The organism is Nocardia sp. NPDC056000, from assembly GCF_042269265.1.
In the GTDB taxonomy this organism is placed as follows: domain Bacteria; phylum Actinomycetota; class Actinomycetes; order Mycobacteriales; family Mycobacteriaceae; genus Nocardia.
This window is the reverse complement of sequence record NZ_JBHJXS010000012.1, coordinates 119,787-135,373: the sequence shown is the minus strand read 5'-3', so window position 1 is coordinate 135,373 and position 15,587 is coordinate 119,787. Positions and strand designations below refer to the sequence as shown.

General features: G+C 66.0%; 13 protein-coding genes. 4 read left to right on the top strand and 9 right to left on the bottom strand.

Features of this window, described 5'->3' with window-relative positions; genetic code table 11:
- Positions 1-3 precede the first annotated feature (3 nt).
- Genes ACFC4D_RS32370 through ACFC4D_RS32360 form a run of 3 tightly spaced genes read right to left on the bottom strand, consistent with a single transcriptional unit; the run spans position 4 to position 4,786 of the window.
- On the bottom strand, positions 4-1,641 hold the full coding sequence (locus tag ACFC4D_RS32370) for a long-chain fatty acid--CoA ligase (RefSeq protein ID WP_376068849.1): 1,638 nt from the start codon (positions 1,639-1,641) through the stop codon (positions 4-6).
- A 47-nt stretch (positions 1,642-1,688) separates the two neighbouring features.
- On the bottom strand, positions 1,689-3,194 hold the full coding sequence (locus tag ACFC4D_RS32365; protein WP_376068848.1) for an aldehyde dehydrogenase family protein: 1,506 nt from the start codon (positions 3,192-3,194) through the stop codon (positions 1,689-1,691).
- Positions 3,191-4,786, bottom strand: coding sequence for a GMC family oxidoreductase (locus tag ACFC4D_RS32360; protein WP_376068846.1), 1,596 nt, complete (start codon positions 4,784-4,786; stop codon positions 3,191-3,193). The genes ACFC4D_RS32365 and ACFC4D_RS32360 overlap by 4 nt, the downstream gene beginning before the upstream one ends.
- 147 nt (positions 4,787-4,933) lie before the next feature.
- On the opposite strand from ACFC4D_RS32360, the gene ACFC4D_RS32355 reads away from it, so the two are divergent.
- Positions 4,934-5,965 carry an AraC family transcriptional regulator gene (locus ACFC4D_RS32355; protein WP_376068844.1) on the top strand — a complete coding sequence of 344 codons (1,032 nt, stop codon included), beginning with the start codon at positions 4,934-4,936 and terminating at the stop codon, positions 5,963-5,965.
- A 1-nt stretch (position 5,966) separates the two neighbouring features.
- Here the strand turns inward: ACFC4D_RS32355 and ACFC4D_RS32350 are convergent, their stop codons facing one another.
- Both ACFC4D_RS32350 and ACFC4D_RS32345 read right to left on the bottom strand, forming a co-directional pair.
- Entirely contained in the window at positions 5,967-6,647 is a 681-nt protein-coding gene (locus tag ACFC4D_RS32350; RefSeq protein ID WP_376068842.1) for a formyltransferase family protein, read from the bottom strand.
- Positions 6,644-9,745 carry an amino acid adenylation domain-containing protein gene (locus ACFC4D_RS32345; protein ID WP_376068840.1) on the bottom strand — a complete coding sequence of 1,034 codons (3,102 nt, stop codon included), beginning with the start codon at positions 9,743-9,745 and terminating at the stop codon, positions 6,644-6,646. Before ACFC4D_RS32345 ends, ACFC4D_RS32350 begins: the two co-directional genes overlap by 4 nt.
- 263 nt (positions 9,746-10,008) lie before the next feature.
- On the opposite strand from ACFC4D_RS32345, the gene ACFC4D_RS32340 reads away from it, so the two are divergent.
- Positions 10,009-10,725 carry a hypothetical protein gene (locus ACFC4D_RS32340; protein WP_376068838.1) on the top strand — a complete coding sequence of 239 codons (717 nt, stop codon included), beginning with the start codon at positions 10,009-10,011 and terminating at the stop codon, positions 10,723-10,725.
- Here the strand turns inward: ACFC4D_RS32340 and ACFC4D_RS32335 are convergent.
- Positions 10,716-11,498, bottom strand: a complete 783-nt coding sequence (locus tag ACFC4D_RS32335; RefSeq protein WP_376068836.1) for a DUF5984 family protein — start codon at positions 11,496-11,498, stop codon at positions 10,716-10,718. The two genes, ACFC4D_RS32340 and ACFC4D_RS32335, sit on opposite strands and share 10 nt — an antisense overlap.
- Positions 11,499-11,506: 8 nt before the next feature.
- Positions 11,507-13,060 carry an acyl-CoA carboxylase subunit beta gene (locus ACFC4D_RS32330; RefSeq protein ID WP_375953856.1) on the bottom strand — a complete coding sequence of 518 codons (1,554 nt, stop codon included), beginning with the start codon at positions 13,058-13,060 and terminating at the stop codon, positions 11,507-11,509.
- Positions 13,061-13,318: 258 nt separating this feature from the next.
- Here ACFC4D_RS32330 and ACFC4D_RS32325 point away from each other — a divergent pair, with 258 nt between their 5' ends.
- Positions 13,319-13,702, top strand: a complete 384-nt coding sequence (locus ACFC4D_RS32325) for a hypothetical protein (protein ID WP_376068834.1) — start codon at positions 13,319-13,321, stop codon at positions 13,700-13,702.
- 73 nt (positions 13,703-13,775) lie between these two features.
- Here the strand turns inward: ACFC4D_RS32325 and ACFC4D_RS32320 are convergent, their stop codons facing one another.
- A complete protein-coding gene (locus tag ACFC4D_RS32320; protein WP_376068832.1) occupies positions 13,776-14,588 on the bottom strand; it encodes an alpha/beta fold hydrolase in 813 nt (270 codons plus the stop codon).
- A gap of 68 nt (positions 14,589-14,656) precedes the next feature.
- Here ACFC4D_RS32320 and ACFC4D_RS32315 point away from each other — a divergent pair, with 68 nt between their 5' ends.
- Complete coding sequence (locus tag ACFC4D_RS32315) at positions 14,657-14,977, top strand: hypothetical protein (protein WP_364631945.1); 321 nt, start codon at positions 14,657-14,659, stop codon at positions 14,975-14,977.
- An 89-nt stretch (positions 14,978-15,066) separates the two neighbouring features.
- Here the strand turns inward: ACFC4D_RS32315 and ACFC4D_RS32310 are convergent, their stop codons facing one another.
- A complete protein-coding gene (locus ACFC4D_RS32310; RefSeq protein WP_364631943.1) occupies positions 15,067-15,339 on the bottom strand; it encodes a three-helix bundle dimerization domain-containing protein in 273 nt (90 codons plus the stop codon).
- Positions 15,340-15,587: the final 248 nt, after the last annotated feature.

Below are 15,587 nucleotides of genomic sequence, written 5' to 3'. Positions count from 1 at the left end.
GTATCAGCCCAGTTTCGTGACCGTCAGCGCGCCGTCGGCGTACTGGCCGCGCAGGCGCTTCTTGTCGAATTTGCCGACCGAGGTCTTGGGCACCTCGTCGATGAAGGTCCAGTACTCGGGCAGCTGCCATTTGGCGAACTTATCGGCCAAAAAGTCGCGCAGCTCCTCGGGTTCGGCCTGCGATCCGGCGGCCAGTACGACCGCGACCAGGGGACGTTCATCCCACTTGGGATCCGGGATGCCGATGACGGCGGCCTCGGCGACCGAGGCGTGACCGACGACGGCGTTCTCCAGATCCACCGAGGAGATCCATTCGCCACCGGACTTGATGACATCCTTGGAACGGTCCACCAGGGTCAGGAAGCCGTTGGGGCTGATCTTGCCGACATCCCCGGTGCGCAGCCAGCCATCGTGGAACTTGTCCGGATCGATGGTGTCGCCGTCCGGGGAGTAGTACGAGCCGGTGATCCAGGGACCGCGAACTTCCAACTCGCCCAGCGATTCTCCGTCATTGGGGATGATGTCGCCGTCATCGGAGACCAGGCGCGCCTGGACACCGGCCGGGAAACGTCCCTGGGTGTAGCGATAGGCCCAGCGCTCATCGCCCTCAGAGGTGCTGGGCGGGTGCGAGACCGAGCCGAGCGGGGAGGTCTCGGTCATGCCCCAGGCGTGCAGGAGCTTGACGCCGTACTTGTCCTCGAAGGCGTGCATCATCGAGGGCGGCAGGGCCGCACCGCCCACCACGCAGGTGCGGAGGTGGGAGATGTCCTGCGGCGCGGCCTGCAAACCCGCCAGCACACCACCCCAGATGGTCGGGACAGCCGCGGCGAAGGTCGGCTTGATCGCAGCCATCATCTCCAGCAGCGGACCCGGTTGCAGGAAGCGGTCGGGCATCAGCAGGTTCGCGCCCGACATCATCGCCGCGTACGGCAGACCCCACGCGTTCGCGTGGAACAGCGGCACAATCGCCAGCACCGTGTCGGCTTCGCTGAAACCCATGCCGTTGGGGGCGCAGACCTGCATCGCGTGCAGGAAATTCGACCGGTGGGAGTAGACGACACCCTTGGGGTCACCGGTGGTGCCCGAGGTGTAACACATCCCCGCCGCCGACCGCTCGTCCACGACCGGGTAATCATAGGTATCAGGTTGCGCGGCAAGCAGTTCCGCATACGAATGCACCTGCACACCCTCGGGCGCAGTCAAGCTGGAGGCGTCCCCGTTGGCCACGATCACATGCCGCACCGTCTTCAGATTCGGCAGATACTGCGCGAACATCGGCACCAGCGTGCCATCGACGATCACCACCTGATCCTCGGCATGATTGGCCACATACACCAACTGCTCCGGGAACAAACGAATGTTCAACGCGTGCAGCACCGCACCCATCGCCGGCACCGCCACGTACACGACCATGTGCTCATTGTTGTTCCACATGAAGGTCCCGACCCGATCACCCTCACCGATGCCCAGGTCACGCAAGGCATTGGCAAGACGGGCCGCATCCGCGCCGATCTCGGAGAAAGTCTGGGTACGGACCCCGTCACCGGTCCAGGTCGAAATCGTGCTCTCACCCTGGAAGGTGGACGCGTACTTCAGCAGTGTCGCCAGCGACAGCTGCTCGTCCTGCATTGTGCTCAACATTGAACTCTGATTCCTATCAATGGATTTCGAGGCCGGTATGACGATGATCAGCCGTGCCGCAGCACGGTCAGGGTGGCCATCAGCTTGTCGATCTTGGCGGTGCGCGCGAACGTGGTCAGCGGCAACAGCGCCGGGAAGCGGCGGTGCGCAATGGATTTCGCGTAGGTGAACTCGCGCAGCCCATCCGGGCCGTGGATGCGGCCGAAACCGGAATCACCGACACCACCGAACGGCAGTTCGGGCAGCGCGGCGAACAGATAGACCAGATTCACGCCGGTCATGCCGGATCGGATGCGCCGCGCCAACTCCTGACCGCGACCCTTGGAGAATACGGCGGCACCGAGTCCGTAGCGCGAATCGTTCGCCCGCTCGATCGCCTCATCCATATCGCGAACCTTGTTGACCGCCAGCGTCGGCCCGAACGTCTCCTCCGTCATGGCGATGGAGTCCTCGGGCACATCCACCAGGACGGTGGGCTGCACCAATCGCTCACCGACGGCGGCGATTCCGCCGACGAGCGCTCGCGCGCCTTTGCTCAGCGCATCGGCGATATGGTCCGCCACCACCTTCGGCTGGGACGGCATGGTCATGGGGCCGAGCTGCGCCTCCGGGTCATCGCCCGCGCGCAGGTTCGTCACCAGATCGCCCAGCTTGCCGACGAATTCGTCGTACACCCGCTCGTGCACGTAGACCCGTTCGGTGCCGATGCATGCCTGTCCCGCATTGGAGAGCCCGCCCCAGACCGCCGCCTCGGCCGCCGCGTCGAGATCGGCGTCCGCGTCGACCAGCAGCACATCCTTGCCACCGGCCTCGATCAGCACCGGGGTCAGCGTGTCCGCGCAGGCGCGCATGACCTTCTTACCGGTGGCGGTCGAGCCGGTGAAGGCGATCTTGTCCACGCCCGAGCTACACAGTGCCGCACCGGTTTCGCCGAGTCCGGTCACCACCTGGAGCACGGGATGCTCGGGCACCGCCTGCGCGAACGCGTCCACCAGCCAGACGCCGACGCCCGGGGTGAATTCACTCGGCTTGAACACCACCGCGTTGCCCGCCGCGAGCGCGTAGGCGATGGAACCCATCGGGGTGAAGACCGGGAAGTTCCACGGCCCGATCACGCCGATCACGCCCAGCGGCAGGTACTCCACCGACGCACCCAGGTCGGGAGCCATGAGCCCGGTGGAAACCTTCTTGCGGCCCAATACCTTTCGGGCATTGCCCGCCGCCCAGGCCAGATGGTCGAGCATCATCACGATTTCGAGCTGGGCGTCGGCGGTGGGCTTACCGGTCTCGGCGTGCGAGATCTCGGCGAGCTGCGCCATCCGGCGGGCGATGATGCCGCGCCAGATCTTCAGCCGCTCGGCGCGTTCGGCGAAACTCAGTCCCGCCCACCAGCTTGCGGCCTCGCGGGCGCGGGCCACCGTATCGTTCACCTGCTCGGCGTCGAATACCGGATGGGTGCCGACCAGATCACCCGTCGCCGGGTTCAGTGAGTCGAATGTCTTTGTGACCGTTGCCGTCACGATGGCTCCCTGCGTATCTTCGGCCCGCGTCATGAGGTGCGGCCGTCCCGAATCAGATCGGATGCCTTCTCGCCCACCATGACCGTGGGGGCGTTGGTATTACCGCGCGGTACGACCGGCATGACCGAGGCGTCGGCCACCCGCAGCCCGTCGATGCCGTACACCCGCAATTGCGGGTCCACGACCGCGTTGTCGCCGGTGCCCATCGAGCAGGTGGCGACCGGGTGATACAGCGTCTGCGTCCAGGCGCGAATATGGTCGGCCAGCAGCTCATCGGAGAGTCCGTCGACGCGATCGGGCAGGAATGGTTCGCCCAGGAAGCGCGCGAGGGGGCGTTCGCGCACGATCTCGAACACCCGGCGCGCACCCGCCACCGAGGCGGCCAGATCGGCCGGATCCTCGAAGTAGCCGGGATCCATTTCCGGCTTCCACGCCGGATCGGCGGAACGCAGGCGGACCCGGCCCCGGCTGCCGACATTCACCAGGGTCACCCCGGCGGTGAACATCTGGCCCGCGGGTTCGCGGAATCCATTGTCGTAGAAGCCGGTCGGCGCGACGATGACCTGGATATCGGGTGCGGCCAGACCGTCGCGCGAGGCGAAGAAGGCCCCGCCCTCACCGACGTTCGAGGACAGCGGACCGCGCCCGGCCAGCTTCCACTGCGCCAGCCGCGCGGGGTTGGAGAAGTCGGTCAGATCCGAGGTGCCCCTGGTGCGCCAGATGAGCGGTGTCACCGGATGGTCGTGCAGGTTCTCGCCGACGCCGGGCAGATCGACCACCGGATCGATGCCGTGTTCACGCAGATGCGCGGCCGGGCCGATGCCCGAAAGCATCAGCAGCTGAGGTGAATTGATCGCGCCGCCGGACAGCACCACCTCGGCGGCCGCGTGCGCGGTCTGTTCCTGGCCACGATGGCGATAGGCCACGCCGATCGCGCGGGTACCGTCCAGGATCACCCTGGTGACGAAGGCGTGGGTGCGGACGGTCAGGTTGGGCCGCTCCAGCGCGGGCGTCAGATAGCCGTCGGCGGTCGACCAGCGCCTGCCGTTCCTACAGGTCACCTGATAGTGGCCCGCGCCCTCCTGGGTCGCGCCGTTGAAATCGGCGTTGCGGGCCAATCCGTGCCCGGTGGCGGCATCTATCCAGCCGTCGGTCAGCTCATGGGTGTAGCGGCGATCCTCGACGTGCAAGGGACCCGTCGCGCCGTGGAATCGGTCGCGCAGTCGCGTATTGGTCTCCGCGCGAACGAAATACGGCAGCACATCGTCGTAACCCCAGCCCTCGGCCCCGAAATCGTCACGCCAGGAATCGAAGTCGGCGCGATTGCCGCGAATGTAGATCATGGCGTTCATGGACGAGCAGCCGCCGAGCGCCTTCATGCGCGGCCAGAACGCGCGCCGCCCGGCCATATGCTTCTGTTCGGTGGTCTCGTAGTTCCAATCCCATTTGGTCTTGAACAGCTGCGGGAAGGCCGCGGGAATGGCGATCTCGTCGGCATCGGCCGCACCGCCCGCCTCCAGCAGCAGTACCGATATCGATGGATCCTCCGACAGCCGCGCGGCCACCACCGCACCGGCGCTGCCCGCTCCGACGATCACGTAGTCGAAGCTGGTGTGCTCGCTCAAATTCGCCTCGTATCCTCACCGCTCCCGTGACCGCCGTCACGGTCCGCTCAGCCCGAGGGTAAGGCGGCGAGGGTGGTGATTCCCACGTCCGCGCGGGCCGGTTTTTTGATATTTTTGGCCAGTGACAATCGCCGGGCGGAGCCGACCATGAGCGTGCTGACCGCATTACGGGCACCCACCAGCGCGCTGCTCATCACCCGGCTGGCCGCCGAGCACGGCGTCTCGGAAGCGACATGCCTGCGCGGCACCGGGGTCGCGCCCGCCGAACTGCGCCGCCCGGGCGCGCTCGTCACCGGGGCGCAGGAAATCGCCATCATCACCAATGTGCTGCGGGCGGTACCCGATACCACCGGCTTCGGCCTGGCCGCCGGGCTGCGGTATCACGCCACCGCGCACGGTATCTGGGGGTATGCGCTCATCGCGAGCCGATCCGTGCGCGATGCCATCGATGTCGGGCTGCGGTTCCTGGATCTGTCGTATTCGTTCAGCCGGATCACCGCGGTCGAGAGTGCTGGGGAACTCGCCCTGGTGATCGAGCCGGAGGTGACCGATCCGGTGCTGGCCCGGTTCGTGGCCGAACGCGATATCGGCATCATCGCCACGCTGTACAGCGATATCACCGCGGCGGGCGCACGGCTGCACGCGATCCGGCTGCCCTACTCCGGGCAGGACTTCGCGAATGCGCACCCGACCACCGAACTCATCTCCGACACAACGCAATACGGTGCCGACGACTATGCGGCCGTCTTCGATGTGCGGACCGTCGACGCGCCGCTGCCACAGTCCGATCCCTATACCGCCGACCTCACCACCCAGCAGTGCCGGGAACTGGCGATCGCGCGCCGCGCCCGGATCGGCACGGCGGGTCAGGTCCGCGAGGTGGTGCTCACCCCGCCGCGCGGACTGCTCACCGAATCCGAAGTGGCGACGGCGCTGCATATTTCGACTCGGACGCTGCGGCGGCAATTGGCGGCGGAGGGGCATTCGTATCGGTCGCTGGTCGATGAGGTGCGCTGCACGCTCGCGTGTGAGTTGCTGTCCGCCACCACGCTGCCGACCGCCACCATCGCCGATCGGCTGGGGTACTCCGAATCCGCCAGCTTCACCCGCGCTTTCGCGCGCTGGACCGGGCAGTCACCACTGCGCTGGCGTAAGGCGCAACACGAGACTTCGATATAGGTCAGGCGGTGCGGCTGGCGGCGGCCAGTTCCGGGTAGAACGCCGAGAAGATGCCCAGGTCGGTGGCCCTGGGGAAATCGGGGTGATCGGTCAGATCGCGGAGGCTGTCGAGGGCCTTGCGACCGTAGTAGCCGCTGTTCTCGGTCGGCTGCGGGATCGGGGTGATGCGGTGCGCGACAATGGCTTCCAGATTGCGTTCGAACAGCACCGTGCAGGCGCGCAGGCCCTGCAACATGATGTCCTGGAAGCCGTCCGCCGGTGTGATCGGAAACTGTTCGACATCCAGCACCGCACCGGTGTCGACCCCGGCGTCGATTTCATGCAGGGTCGCGCCGTAGGCGTTATCGCCGTTGAGGATCGCGTGCGCGATCGCGGCCTCGGGCAGGCCGCGATGGCGGGGCAGCAGGCCATTGTGGATGTTGTAGACGCGGAAACCCTTGTCCAGCAGGGGCTCCCGCAGGATGGTGGCGTTGTTGACGGAGAATACGATGCCGTCCGTGCAGGCGCTCGCCAGCTCATCGGCGGCGGCGTTCACATCGGCGGTGGCGAGCACCGGGACCTGCCTGGCCCCGGCCGACGTCTGCTGACCGGCGGGCACCACCACGAGATCGACGGAATGCCCTGCGGTGGTGGCGAAATCGACGGCTCGCCACAGTAGCGAACCGCTGCCGATGAAGATCATTCGAATGCTCCTGTACCCGCGGCAACGGCCACGGCCTCGCATACCCGGTTCAGGGTCAGATGGGTGATGAGGCCCTCGACCTGGGCCACGAACGCCTGTTCGGCGTCCCGGCCGACAATTCGCTTGGAGACCTGGGCGAGCATCTCGACGGTGGCGAGTGAATCGCCGCCCAGGGCGAAGAAGTCGGAATCGGGTCCGAGGGCAGCGGAATCGCATCGCAGGACACGAGCCCAGATCTCGGCGATCTGTTCCTGGAGATCACTCTCGGAGTCATCCACGTCGTCACCGGCAGCGGGCGTGGATGCGCCCGCGCCGTTACCGTCCTCGAAGTCGGAAAGGTTGCCGGGCAGCGTATTTCGACTCGATTCGGACTCACCCGCGAGGAGGTCCGCGAGCGCGGCGCGGTCGGTCTTACCGTTGCTGGTGAGCGGGAGTTCGGCGATGTGATGGAAGCCGCTGGGGATCATGTACACCGGCAGGCGATCCGCCAGGAAGTCACGCAGCGCCTGATCGGCAGGGGCTTGCGAGGTCGGCACCACAAAGGCTTCCAGGACGTGATCGCTGTGTTCCGCACGGCGGCGGCTGATTACGGCCGCGGCGGCGATATCCGGATGCGATTCCAGCACGCAGCGGATCTCATCCGGTTCCACGCGGTTGCCGCGAATCTTGACCTGGTGGTCGACCCGGCCGACGAATTCGAGCGCGCCGTCCGCCAGGCGGCGCACCAGATCGCCGGTGCGGTAGGTGCGTTCGCCGTGCACGGTGACGAAGCGTTCGGCGGTCAGTTCGGGGCGGTCCAGATATCCGGCGGCGACTTGCGGTCCGCCCAAATACAATTCGCCCGCCGTACCGTCCGGCACCGGCTCGCCCTCGGGATCGAGCAGGTGCACGGTGGTGCCGGGAGCGGGGAAGCCGATCGGGGCGGAAGTCGCGCCGGGCGACCTCGTATCGGTGAGGAGGTGTGAGACACAGACCAGGCTGACCTCGGTCGGGCCATAACTGTTGACCAGTCTCACCTCGGGGCCGAAGAATTCGCGCACCCGGCGGGCCAGGTCGTGGCTCAGCTGTTCCCCGCCGAGGACGACAGTATTGAAGGCGGCGGGTCGAATATCTTGGCGCAGTGCGACTTCCGCCAGGCTGGGCGTGAAGAACAGTGTGTTCGCGCCGTTCTCGCCGAGCATGTCCGACAGGGTGAGGTGGTTGATATCGCCCGGCACCAGCAGTACCGTGCCGCCCGCGATGACCGGGGACACCATCGCCATAGCCGCCATATCGGCCGCGGGGGTGTGATAGTGCGCGTACCGGGTATCGGGCGTGAGCCGATACCAGTCCAGCGCCGCGCGCAGATAGTGCATGACACCGTCGTGCGTGACGCGCACGCCCTTGGGGCGGCCGGTCGAGCCGGAGGTGTAGGTCACGTACGCGACGTCGCCGGGTTCGACGCCGATATCGAGTGGCTCGGAACCGCTTTCGGGCAGGTTCTCGAGCACCAGGGCCGGAACGGCGTCACCGACGATATCGGCGTACCGGCGTTCGACCAGGCATACGCCCGCACCGGAATCACGCAGGGTCTGAATGATGCGCTCGCGCGGATGCTTGGGATCCAGCGGCAGGAACGCCGCACCGGCCTCCAGAATGCCCCACTGCCCGGCCATTCCCTCCAGCGTGCGCCCCGCGAGAATGGCGACGATATCGCCCCGCCCGACCCCGCGCTCACGAAGCACATCCGCGATATCGGCCGAGCGCGCCCCCAACTGCGCGTATGTGAGCGAACCGTCCGGCCCGGTCACCGCGAGCGCCGCAGGCCGCGCCGCGATCTGCGCGCGAAGCAATTCCACCAGCGTGGTCGCCTGCTCGACGGATTCCGATTCGGACCCGTCCACATCGGCCTGAAGGGCCGCGTCGGCCTGCTGGACCGGCTGTTCGGGTTCGGTGAGGGCGGCCGCGATGGAGTCCAGCAGGGTCTCCAGGCGTTCGGCGACGCCGTGGCCGTTGCGGCAGGAGACCGTGATGCCGGTGGAATGCTCGGATTCCACGATCGCGAAGCTGATCGGGGCCAGGCCGGTGTGCGCGGGAATCGCCACCACGCCGGTGGGGGTGAAATCCGGTCCGGCGAAATCGGCGAGCGCGACCTTGCCCGCGTGCGAGACGATGGCCGAGCACAGGTTTCGGCCCGTACGCCTGCCGATCGCGTCGATGGTGCGTACGGCAGCCTTGGCCACGGGAACCGGAATCTGTTCCAGGCCCGGGTTTTTCATTTGATTGAGTTCATCGCGGCGCATCAGTCCGGCCAGCATGCGGCCGTTGATCTCCCGCCAGCTCTCCCCCGGCTCGGTGTCCAGGAACAGCGGCAGGGTGAGGTTCGCGGTCGAGCGCAGTTCGGCGTCATGTCTGCGCAGGTCGACCGGGATCATCAGGCGGGCGGTGGAACCCGTTGCCCGGGCGACGATTTCACCGACCCGCGCCGCTATCGCGGTGGTGGTGCCGGGCACGTTCCGATGGCGCAGCAGGAAGGGGCGGCCCGCCACCGCGGCACCGTGCCCGATCGGCGAGCGGAAGCGCACTCGCATCGGCGCGGGTGATCCCGGAATACCCAGGCGCAGTGCGAATTCCAGATCGGTCGTGGGATCGTCCGCGCCCTCGGGCGTCTCATCGCGCAGTACCCGGAAGACATCCGCGGCCCACATTTGCAGGCCCTTGGCATCCATGACGCCGTGGAAACCGCGGAAGATCACCGTGACCGGGTCGGCGGTGAGCAGCACGACTTCACAGTTCGGCGCTTCGGATACGTAATCGGGCCGTGAGATCGGGCCGTTGAGGATGTCGTCCTCGGTGAGCCGGTCGTAGTCGACGGTGGTGTTCGCGATCACCTTGACCCGGGGCGTATCGGCTCGGGCGACCCAATCGCGGCCCGAGCGCTCCAGGCGTGAGCCGGGATGTGCCAGCGATGCGACCTGAACCGCGTCCCGCAGCTTGTCCGGGTCCAGTGCTCCCGTGCCCTCGACGATCACCTGGATCAGAAAGTGTGGGTGGACCTCCCTGGCGGATAGATACATCCGTTCGGTGGGCGAGATGCGGCGTCGGAAGGCGCTGCTCAACTGGATCCACTCCTCAAACGATTCACGCGCGAAAAGCGCGGTGCCACAGGCGATCATCATCGATCGGAACTCGCAGCCAGTCTAAGTGGGCAAACGGCAGGCAATGTGTGTGCTTGCTCTCACCGGTCAACGGTCCAGGTAGGGCGCGGTGCCGGACTTGTGCGTTTCCGAATACCGCCGGATCCGGCGCAATAGACTTCGATTGATCTCATCTCGTCCCGGATCCGTCGAATCTCGACCCGCTGGAGAGGAGGAGCGGCCTCATGATCGCCAATCGAGTCGCCGCCACCCTGGCTGCCGCCGTCACCTTCGGCGCCACCCTGATCTCGGTCGGCGCGGGCGCGGCCGACGCCTACGGCCCGGCCTCGTGCGCGCCCGGGAACCCCTTGCAGCCGACCGCCGAATTGTTCGGCACCTGGAATACCGCCACCATCACCGATCCGGCCGATCCACGCCTGAACGATCCACTCACCCAGTTCGAACTGGAAACCAACCTCACCGCCGCCATGGAACTAGGGCTCACCGTGCACTCCGAACCCATCGACGGCGTGTTCTGGTCCGACCAATCCCAGCAGATCACCTACGAACCGGCCCGCCGTTTCGAACTGGCCTGCACCGGCCGCGACAACCTGTGCTGGATCGCCGACGACCTGCGAGTGCGCTACCACCAGGAAGCCGTCCTCGGCATCGAATACCTGCCCGCCGACGACCCCCGCGCAGACGGATTCATCGTCCAAATCCCAGGCATCGACCGAACCCGACTGCACGACGCCCTCCTCGCCGACCCGACAGCCCGCGACACCCTCGGCGGCGGCTCCGTCACCGAAGACGACAACCTCATCCTGATCGCCGACCGCACCGACCTGGACGCAGTCCACTCCTTCGTAGAATCCCTTGGCGCACAATGGAATCCATCCGCCGTACGCTACGGCGACCGCCAATACGTCACCGGCTACTGCGTCCCCGGCGTCTACTTCTGACCGACTCCCGGTTGCACCAGAATCGCCACGCCCGCCCGGACCGCCTCCCAATCGGTGCCAACCTGCCGTGCCAAGGCCCGCGCCAACCAGGTGCGACGATCCTCATGCTCCCGAATCAGGTGCGGGATATCGAGTTCTATCCCGTCGGGCGGGCCGGTCTCGGCCAATCGATCCACGCGCACCCGCATGGATTCGAACAGCCTGCGGTCGAAATCCGTTACGGCATCGATGAACTCAGTCGTTGGCACCGACACCCTGCCCGATAGCGGTGCGGTGAAAGCGATTTCACCGTCGGGGTCTGCGGTGGTGTGCCAACCCACGGTGACGGTGTCCACCGGATCGAGCGTGCGACACCACGAGAGCGTCGGACCGAAGCGCAGGTAGGACGTATCGACCCTGCGTTCGCCGGACGCGTCCCACGCCGCGTCGACCGCGGGGTTGTCCAGAATCGAATCGTCGAGATCGACTGGCACCATGGATCCGGTGATCATGTAGTCCACCAGATCGTCCGGGACGGGCTCGAGGATGTACGGCAGCACGGCCAGCATGTCCTCCCACAGACGGACCACATAGTAGTCCACCCACGGCAGTGGCGGCCGATCCCGTTGGGTTGTCAGCCAATCCATCGTTCGATCGGTGTAGCGCAGCAGTTCGACGCCACCTACATCGAGGCAGTAGAGACCGTCGGTGAGCCCGAACCAGTGCAGGTTCGGGGTCACCGAGCCCCAGGGGTGAACCTCCTCGAGCGGTGTCAGCTCGAAGCGGAATCGCATACCCGGCATTACATGGGATAGATGGCGTGTTTGCGGGGGTTGAATTCGGGCTTGAGGGGTTGTTTGTCGCGGAGGAGGCGGAGGGCGTGGCGGATTTCGAGGCGGGTGCGGGAGGGTTCGATTACCGCGTCGATGTAGCCGCGTTCGGCCGCGATCCAAGGGGTGGCGACGGTTTCGTTGTACTGGTTGACCATGAAGTCGCGGGCGGCGGCTCGGTGTTCCTCGGGGATGGCGGCCAGTTGGCGTTTGCCGAGGAGGTCGACCGCGCTTTCGGCGCCGATGACCGCGATTCGGGCGGTGGGCCAGGCGAAGCTGAAGTCCGCGCCGACCTGGCGGGCGGCCATCATGCCGTAGGCGCCGCCGTAGGACTTGCGGACCACCAGGTTGATGATCGGGACGGTCGCTTCGATGATGGCGCGGGGGACGCGGCCGCCGCGGATGATCACGCCCGCGGCTTCCTCGGACAGGCCGGGGAGGACGCCGGGGGTGTCGGCGACGAAGACGAGCGGGATATTGAAGGCGTCGCAGAGACGGATGAAATAGGTCGACTTGTCCGAGCAGGCGGCATCGATCGAACCACCCAGCACCAGCGGCTGATTGGCGATCACGCCGACGGGATAGCCGTCCACGCGGGCGAATCCGGTAATCAGGTTGGGCGCGAACGCGGCGCGGACCTCGTGGAATTCACCGTCGTCGAACAGGCGCAGCAGGATCTCGTGCATGTCGTAGCCGGAGCGGTCGGAGTCCGGGATGATCCGGTCGAGTTCCAGATCCGAGGCCGTAATCTCCGGCTCCAGACCGGGATTCACGATCGGCGGCGTTTCGACGCAGCTGGTCGGGAAGTAGCTCAGGTAATTGCGCGCCCAGTCGTACGCCTCCTGCTCGGTCTCGGCCACGTGATGCAGCGTGCCGCGCTTGGCCTGCACCTCCGCGCCGCCGAGCTCCTCGGCAGTGACATCCTCACCATTGACGGCCTTGATCACATCCGGCCCGGTGACGAACATGTACGAATCCTTGGTCCCGATAAGCACATCGGTATTGATCGGCCCGTACACCGATCCGGCCGCGCACTTGCCGAGAATGATCGACACCTGCGGCACATATCCGGACAGCTTCTCCAGGACCCGCGAGATATCACCGAACGAGGCGATGGAACCCACCGCGTCCTGAATGCGCGCACCACCGGAATCATTGATCGTCACCACCGGGCACGCGTTGTCGAACGCGAATTGCAGCGCCCGCATGAACTTCTGCGCCGAGGTGACGCCCACGGACCCGCCGTACACGGTCTGATCATGAGAAATCACCACCACCGGGCGTCCCCCGATCAACCCGCGACCGGTGACCAGGCCGTCACCATAGAGCGCGTCCGCCTGTCCCGGCTGTCGAGCCAGCGCACCGGTCTCGATGAACGTCCCGCGATCGAGCAGCATGTCGACCCGCTGCCGCACACTCGGAATGCCCTTCTTCTCCCGCTTGGCGACCCCGGCCTCGCCCGCGGGTTCCGCGGCGATCTCCAAAATCTTGGCCAGTTCATCGAGCTTCGCCTGCGTACCGATCACGCCTACTGCCACCTTCCCAACTCAGTTCTGCCCCCGCGACGTTAAGCGGTACCAAGACCGTTCGGGGAGCAGAACCAGATATACGGGATGAATCACAGTCACGGCGAGCTCACATCGGGCTACTCGCGCACCCCGAACCTCGCCCGGCCGATTCCAGCCGCGATGTTCCTGTGAGGTTCCTGGATCCGGTCCCGAGCGGAACCGGCGGCTCATAGCCTGCGAAACGCATTCATTTCAGACGATTGAGGACACTCCTTTATGCGTAAGTCACTCTGGGCGACCGGGCTCGCGCTCGCCGCCACCGCCGTACTGAGCTCCACCGGAACCGCGAGCGCGGTCGGCACCAGCATGGGCACCGATTCCATCTTCACCGTCGGCACCGATATCCAGGCGGGCACCTACACCACCAGCACCGCGCTCTCCACCTGCGCCTGGGCCCGGCTCTCGGCTCTGACCCCCAGCGCCACCGCCGTGCTGGAAACCGGTGGGGCGGTGAACGGTTCGGCCACCGTCACCATCCAGTCCACCGATATCGCCTTCTTCACCACCGGCTGCGGCACCTGGACCCTGCAAACCTCCACCGGCTCCTCCGGCCTCGGCGGCGGGCTGCTGTCGGGCCTGCTGTCCGGCAGCGCCTCCTAGCTCGAATCCGGTCGGTCCATCCCCGACGGTGGACCGACCGCTTCAGCTGTAATCAATTCCACCCGTTGAGTTTTCATGCGGATGGGTGACGGGCGAGGAAGTCGGCGATGAGACGGTTGACCACATCGGGGGCTTCGTAGGCCGCGAGATGGCCCACGTGGTCGAGGACGGCGAATTCCGAGCCGGGGATGGCGCGGGCCATGCGACGGACCTCGGGAACCGGGAAGCTGATGTCCTCATCGCCGGTGATGATGAGGACCGGGGATTGGATTCGGGTGAAGAGGGCGTGCTGGTCGGGGCGATTCACCACGATGCTCTCGACCGCCAGGCTCGCGGAGCGGGGATCGTTGCGGGCCAGGATGGTCAGGAAATCGTCGACCAGTTCCGGCCGGGTGCGTCTGGTCGTCGCGCCGAGGAAGCGGGGGACGACCAGGATTCGAGGGAAGGCCATGCGGCCGAGGCGGCGGCTCAGCTGAGCGGAGAGAGCCAGCTTCCGGCGGTCCCAGGCAGGTGCCGGGGAGGCGGTGCCGTTGATGAGGATGGCGCAGGCCACGCGGTCGGGGTGGGTCGCGGCCAGGGTGCCGCCGATCATTGCGCCCCAGGAGTTTCCGACTATGTGGGCGCGCGCGAATCCCAGTTCATCGAGGATCTGCAGATAGCTGCGGGCGCTCTCCTCGAAGGAGAATTGGCGTTCAAGGTGTTCGCTGCTGCCCTGACCGGGCGGGTCCACCGCGATCGTGGTGTACCGATCGCCGAAATGGCGTATCTGCGCGGCGAAGAGGGTGTGGTCGGTGAGCAGGCTGGGCAGCAGCAGTATCGGCTCGCCCGCACCGGATATGTCGACATAGATCCGGCCGAGTGCGGTGTGGATGTATCTGCCGGTCATCGAAGTATCGTAATCGCCCCCGGAAAACTCGGAGTGCCGTAGATCACATATGTCGGTATGCTGGGTGGATGCCCCATAACCCAGGCTGGGTCAGACGGAACAGTTTCGCCGCCTGGTTCGGTTACACCTCGATACTCGTCTCATTCGGCACCTGCGCAATGGCTTTGGCCGCTGCCGCAAGTGGATACGCTGGCTGGGCGTTGATCGCGGGCGGCATTTGCGCCGCCACCGCCATCACGAGCCTGACCATCTTCGGGTCGACAGTGCACAGCGACCACGTCAAACACCACACCACGCCGCGGCTGCTCATGGATTGCTGGGAGGAGAGTCCGGATTTCGCGCAGTTGCGCGGACTCCCCGCGGCTATCGAACCCAAGCGACTTCAGTAGTCACCGATAGAAAGTCGCCGATAGAAAAAGCCGCAGGTTTCCCGACCTGCGGCTTCGGCGTGTCGAACTCGGCTGCGCGCTGAGCGAATTCACCACCGGAAGACCGGGCATAAGGGTTGCGCCCGATTCCATAGCGGGTCCCCGATATTCGCGGACGAACGGTACGACACTCGCTTGCTCAACTGCCGTTCGGCGATTCGCTCCACCAACAGCGGAATGAATTCCCGAACCCGATGCCCTTCGAAGTCGCGGTGTATTCCGCGCACTTCCTCACCGACAACCCGCGCCGTCAAATGCGGGAATTTAGCGGCCAGCCGGGCGACGAGCTCGCTGATCTGCCGCTCCTCTTCGGATGCCGTCATGCTCTGGTTTCGCCTCCATACGCAAACGGGGTACGCCGGCAGCCAACTTCCTCATCAGGTTGCGCGGCGGACTGGACAGCGGCCTCGCGGGGCCGCACCCACAAAACTGTCATGAGATGCGAGCACTTTGCTCCCTCGAATCCCTTTGTGGCACAACCCGTCAGCTAGTCGGCACCAGAGGTCCTCGACAACGACACCTGCAAACGACAAATGAAAGTACATTTGCACCTTGCAGCCGAAAACGATCG